Annotated in this window: 8 protein-coding genes; 6 read left to right on the plus strand and 2 right to left on the minus strand. The window is 31.8% G+C overall.

The annotated features are described in order from the left end of the window. The 6 genes from AB8B65_RS06575 to AB8B65_RS06600 all read left to right on the plus strand — a co-directional run. The coding region (locus AB8B65_RS06575) for a hypothetical protein (RefSeq protein WP_405300072.1) at window positions 1-184 on the plus strand (184 nt) is incomplete at its 5' end. Between the two features lie 158 nt (window positions 185-342). Further along, the gene (locus AB8B65_RS06580) at window positions 343-597 is read left to right on the plus strand and encodes a hypothetical protein (protein ID WP_405300073.1); all 255 of its coding nucleotides are present in this window, start codon (window positions 343-345) and stop codon (window positions 595-597) included. Between the two features lie 80 nt (window positions 598-677). After that, complete coding sequence (locus AB8B65_RS06585; RefSeq protein WP_405300074.1) at window positions 678-1169, plus strand: glycine-rich domain-containing protein; 492 nt, start codon at window positions 678-680, stop codon at window positions 1167-1169. After that, on the plus strand, window positions 1166-1978 hold the full coding sequence (locus AB8B65_RS06590; RefSeq protein WP_405300076.1) for a hypothetical protein: 813 nt from the start codon (window positions 1166-1168) through the stop codon (window positions 1976-1978). The genes AB8B65_RS06585 and AB8B65_RS06590 overlap by 4 nt, the downstream gene beginning before the upstream one ends. 145 nt (window positions 1979-2123) lie before the next feature. Then, window positions 2124-2885 (plus strand): DUF4272 domain-containing protein, encoded by a 762-nt coding sequence (locus AB8B65_RS06595; protein ID WP_405300077.1) that lies wholly within the window; start codon window positions 2124-2126, stop codon window positions 2883-2885. Window positions 2886-2917: 32 nt separating this feature from the next. Continuing rightward, window positions 2918-3568 (plus strand): hypothetical protein, encoded by a 651-nt coding sequence (locus AB8B65_RS06600; protein WP_405300078.1) that lies wholly within the window; start codon window positions 2918-2920, stop codon window positions 3566-3568. 18 nt (window positions 3569-3586) lie between these two features. Here AB8B65_RS06600 and AB8B65_RS06605 read toward each other — a convergent pair whose 3' ends face one another. Next, a complete protein-coding gene (locus AB8B65_RS06605; RefSeq protein ID WP_405300080.1) occupies window positions 3587-3979 on the minus strand; it encodes a hypothetical protein in 393 nt (130 codons plus the stop codon). Further along, window positions 3963-4547: an RNA polymerase sigma factor gene (locus tag AB8B65_RS06610; RefSeq protein ID WP_405300082.1), complete on the minus strand. Its 585-nt coding sequence runs from the start codon at window positions 4545-4547 to the stop codon at window positions 3963-3965. Before AB8B65_RS06610 ends, AB8B65_RS06605 begins: the two co-directional genes overlap by 17 nt. Window positions 4548-4853 lie beyond the last annotated feature (306 nt).

Consider the following 4853-nt stretch of genomic DNA (forward strand, 5'->3'; position numbering starts at 1 on the left):
TATGCAACAATCACAGCAACAACGTCCGCCTGTAACAGAAACTATTGTTCGCGATAAGCCAAAAATTAATCGCAACGACCGTGTTACCATTAAAAACGTTATGACTGGCGAAAATAAAACTGTAAAATACAAACAAGCAGAACCGTTGATTAGCAAAGGACAATGGGTTTTGGTTGAAGAATAATTTCGACACACTTCGGCTCAGCTCAGTGTGCTAACATATAAGTTTAAAGAACTCTCATGGAAACGTGGGAGTTTTTTTGTTTTAAACAATTCTAAGTAATAAAACTTTGCGATTATATGAGAATATTGTAGATTTAAAACTCACAGACTTATACAGATTTGGAAGCAGATTTTAAAATAAGAGGCGCTGTTTTTGGGAGTTTATATCCTAAAAAAATTCATATTCATGTTGGATATGGAATTGGTATGATAGACGGCGGCGGATTGTTAATGGTAGATGTTGAAAAAGTTCCGCTAAATTGTAGAATGCCCAATACTCTCGTTTGGATTATTGGAACTGGTAAAGGACATGGATATGATCATATCAGCATTGAAAAAATGACGAATGCTGAAGCTTTAGAAAATAACATCTGAAGTTTGTGATAATAAAAATATTGAAAAATTAAATTGTTGCAAATAGTACCGCACACGAAATGGTAACTTTGACATAGAAAATGAACGAAGAGCAAAAAATACTATGGAATAAAATTGAAGCATTCCAATTGGATGATTTTGGATCAACATTTACGTTTACAGACAGACTTTGTAGAGAAAATGGTTGGAAATATGAATACGCAGTTCGTACAATTCATGAATATAAAAAATTCATGTTTCTAATTTGTATTTCAGATCATCCGCTGACTCCTTCCGATCAAGTAGATCAAGTCTGGCATTTACATCTTTTATATACCAAATCCTATTGGGTAGAATTTTGTAAAAATACATTAGGACGCGAAATTCATCACGGACCAACGAAAGGTGGAACTAGCGAAAAAGAAAAATTTGGTGATTGGTACGAAAAAACCAAAGAATTGTATTTCAATATATATATAAAACAAGTTCCGACAGATATATGGCCTTCTTCCAAAATCCGATTCGGAGAGTTAAATTATAGAAGAGTCAATCTTCACAAAAATTGGGTGTTCCCTAAATTAAAAAAAATATGATTAAAGAGTTAACCAATTTATCACCTGCAGAAGTATTGCTTATTGAAGATCCTGATGTTAAAGTTCATACACTTGCAAGGGTTACTTTTTTTGATTTGATTCTAAAAGAAGTTCTTAAAATAGAAACTGATGCTAAAGCGACCGAGGAAGAAATGAAGAATCCGACTGTGAGTATTGGAAAATCTTATGCTAACTACCAACCTTTGAAGCATGAATCTATATTTCTTTCTGTATTTACTAAAGATGATACATTAAAAATAAAACTTTCAAATCTTCTAAAAGCTGCTTTTGAAAAAGTTAAGAATGGTGAAGCGTATAAATTGAAATATGTATATACTAAGGAGCGAATGAATGAACATTTTAATTCTAATTTTTTTCAGAGATTGTTAGGCATTAGAGTTATTTCAGAAAATGGATTAAGGGTACAAAAAGAAATTCAAAGAGAGTTGAAACGGATTAAAATCAATGCTACGAGAAAAACGAAAAATGCCGTAGAATTACTCCTAGCTATCAATGGAAATATTGTATTAATTTCCAAAATACCCGTAGAAATTTTTGAAACAATTGAAAAGAAAAAATTAAGTTTTAGAAACGAAAATACAGCTCTTATTTGGGCAGATTATAGTTATTCAAACTTATATCAACAAAATACTACAAAACCGCAATTTGATTTGATTGCAATAAATGATAGTGACTTTTTACCAATCATAGAATCCATTCAAGGTTTTAATGATTCTTCTGGAGATAGTGGTTGCGGTTCCGATGGTGGTTGCAGTGCGTGTGGAGGTTGTGGTGGCTGCGGAGGTTAAAAACAGTAAAAATCTTTTGGTTCACTTTGACTTTGGAAAAGAATACTGTAGTTTTAAACATAACTTTTGTAAAATGATTCTCAAGTAAAAAGTACTACGTTTACTGGAAACTTTTGGAAATAACTAAAAACACCACACCAACTATATGAGCTTTTTTAAAAAATTATTTGGAGGGAAAAATACCCAACCACAAGAAGCGGAAACGAACAATGAAAATGCGCAAGTACCGTATGATCAAATTCCTTGGATGACCGAATCACGATTAAAAACAATAGCAATATGTCTTGAAGCCGGATTTACACCTGCAAGAAGTTTACCAACTGAATTTGATAGAAAATTACGTCCTTCAATTGAAATTGCCCAAAGATTACATGCTATTAAAATGTTAGTGCTTTGGCTTATGATTCCGGAAGAAAATTTACCAGACGAGGAAATTCTAAACTTCATTGAACAAAATAAGTTGAGTGACGTGATGACAGAAGCTGAAAAAGCCATTCTTACTTCTTCAAGAACGGATGAAGACTTAAGAAACAGCATTGGTTGGAAATTTGAAAACGCTTGGTCATTGGCTTGGTATTTTGGATTTGAAGCGCCCGAAATTGCTGGAAATATGATGCCTGGAGAACTCATGCAAATTATTTTAAAAGATCATACTTGTTCTTTTGATGAAACTATTGAAGATTGGATTCAAAAGCAACACACGCGCTCAGAAGAAATGCTGATTCAGAAAGAGGATTTATTTTATTGCTTACACAATGCCGTAAGAAGTGCTCAAATGGGTAAAGATACGGTTCCAGATGGTTTTGATCCTATTGGAAATGGTGGCGTTATTCACGAACGTAGACATTCACTGACTTGGATGTTATCTGATGGAATTGAATGGGAAGACACTGATTTAAGTACTTAATTTTACTTTATAAAAATTCTTTACAAACAATTATGAAACATCTAAAAAAGAACATTATAACAATATTGATGTTAACTGCAATAGTATTTTTTTGTAATGCACAGGATAGTCAGTATGAAACCCAAGATAAAGCAAATCTTATTTTTACAGGAACATCTATCAAAGAAGCAGTTGCATTTGAAACAAGTTTGAACTCAAAATTGGAAAAACCTTTTGCTCATGTCACACTTTCACAAGAAATGTATCCACATGTAAAAAAATATACATTAGCAAGTCCCAAAGAATTCCTAAGAAATACGCCTAAAAGTATTCCTGCCCATGTCGAATATTATTATGATAAATTTTCAAGAAAGGTAAAATTCACTTCTTACCGATGGGATTTTGTACATAAAGTTTCTGATGCTATCTTATTCAACAGAAAAAAACTGAGAAAATTAGTTGAAAAAGAATGTGGAGAACTTCAAGCCTACAATACCTTATTTTCTCAACTTGATACACTTATCAGTGAAAAATTTAGTTCATCTGAAAAAAAAGTAAAACAAAATCAAAAAAGAGATAAATCAATAGAATGGAATAATGAAACTACTGCAGCAATTTTAAAAATGGAGTTTCAAGATTGTAGTAGTGAAGGTGATCTATTACCAGGATACTTTGTTATTCAGCTAACAGTATATTCAAAATAGTTTCTGTTTGAGATAAGCTTAAATTTGAAAATTCCGATCCAATAACCTTTTTATCATCTTAATTTGAATCACTACAAAAACCAATAAAAAGAAGAAACAATACGCATACGTAACTGGAATGTTTATTTTGGATTCGTATTTTTCAATCACTAAACTTGATAAATTCCAATCGCCAAAAATGGAAAATCCAAGTGAAAAACGCGTCAATACAAAAGAAAAAACAATAAATAAAGCACCAATAATCAACCAACCTACTTTTGTAATGAGTGGTTTATATACCTTTTCAGGAACTTTTTCAGTGGCAACTTCTGCCATTACATTGGCTAAAAAATCGGTAGAAGGTGTAGCCAATCCAGCTTCCTGAAAAACGTCTTTAGTAAACTGATTTAATTTTTTATTTTCTTCCTCCATGATTCAAATATATAGGTTCTACGACATTTTTTAAAATATGAAATAGTTTTTTTCGACTCCGATGCAATTTAATTTTCACATTATCGTACGATAATTGAACAATCTCCGCAATTTCTTTCAACGATAATTCTTCAAAATAAAACAAGGTTAACAGCACACGTTCGTCTTCTGGTAATTTTAACAATGCATTTTCTATCAATTGCTTTTTTTCTTTCGCTTCTATATAAGTTAATGCATTTTGCATACTGCCAATATCCGCTTCATTCACTTCATCAATATGTTCCGATAAAATGATTCTTTTATTTTTTTTAATATAATCCAAACTCGTATTATACACAATTCGATACAACCAAGTAGAAAACTTAGACGTTCCTTTAAACCTATCTAAAGCTTTGTAGGCTTTAACAAATGTATCTTGCGCAACTTCTTCCGCATCTTCCCTATTTCCTACCATTCGCACTGCCAATGTAAACACCATGCGCTGGTATTTTGTCACAAGAGCAGCATACGCATTCGGGTTTCCCGCACGTATTTGTTCAATAGAATTTTGGTCAGTGTTTTGAATCATCTTGTCATTAAGACGACCACTTTTTAGAATTGGTTACACTTTTTTGGATTTATTTTTTAGTTGCTGGTTAATTTGTTTATTCTACATTTAGTATCAAAACGTAAACTGATCAACTAATAAACATTTAAACTTCTTTTTTTGTCACGAATTCACGAATGGTTTTTTGGCTTACTCTTGTGTTTTAATTTTCGCGAATTTGTGATCGGTTTTCTGAGTTAGTCTTTAGAATTATTGAATGTGCTTTGAAATAATTCAACATTCAACACTTAAAATTTAACATCTCAAAAGCTTTCAACTAAAAAAAGT

It is taken from the genome of Kordia sp. (assembly GCF_045105435.1).
GTDB lineage: Bacteria > Bacteroidota > Bacteroidia > Flavobacteriales > Flavobacteriaceae > Kordia.

Excerpts from the sequence above, each read along its gene's own strand:
- AB8B65_RS06585 (WP_405300074.1), top strand. The coding sequence starts at position 678 with ATGAACGAAGAGCAAAAAATACTATGGAATAAAATTGAAGCATTCCAA.
- AB8B65_RS06590 (WP_405300076.1), top strand. The coding sequence starts at position 1,166 with ATGATTAAAGAGTTAACCAATTTATCACCTGCAGAAGTATTGCTTATT.
- AB8B65_RS06595 (WP_405300077.1), top strand. The coding sequence starts at position 2,124 with ATGAGCTTTTTTAAAAAATTATTTGGAGGGAAAAATACCCAACCACAA.
- AB8B65_RS06600 (WP_405300078.1), top strand. The coding sequence starts at position 2,918 with ATGAAACATCTAAAAAAGAACATTATAACAATATTGATGTTAACTGCA.
- AB8B65_RS06605 (WP_405300080.1), bottom strand. The coding sequence starts at position 3,979 with ATGGAGGAAGAAAATAAAAAATTAAATCAGTTTACTAAAGACGTTTTT.
- AB8B65_RS06610 (WP_405300082.1), bottom strand. The coding sequence starts at position 4,547 with ATGATTCAAAACACTGACCAAAATTCTATTGAACAAATACGTGCGGGA.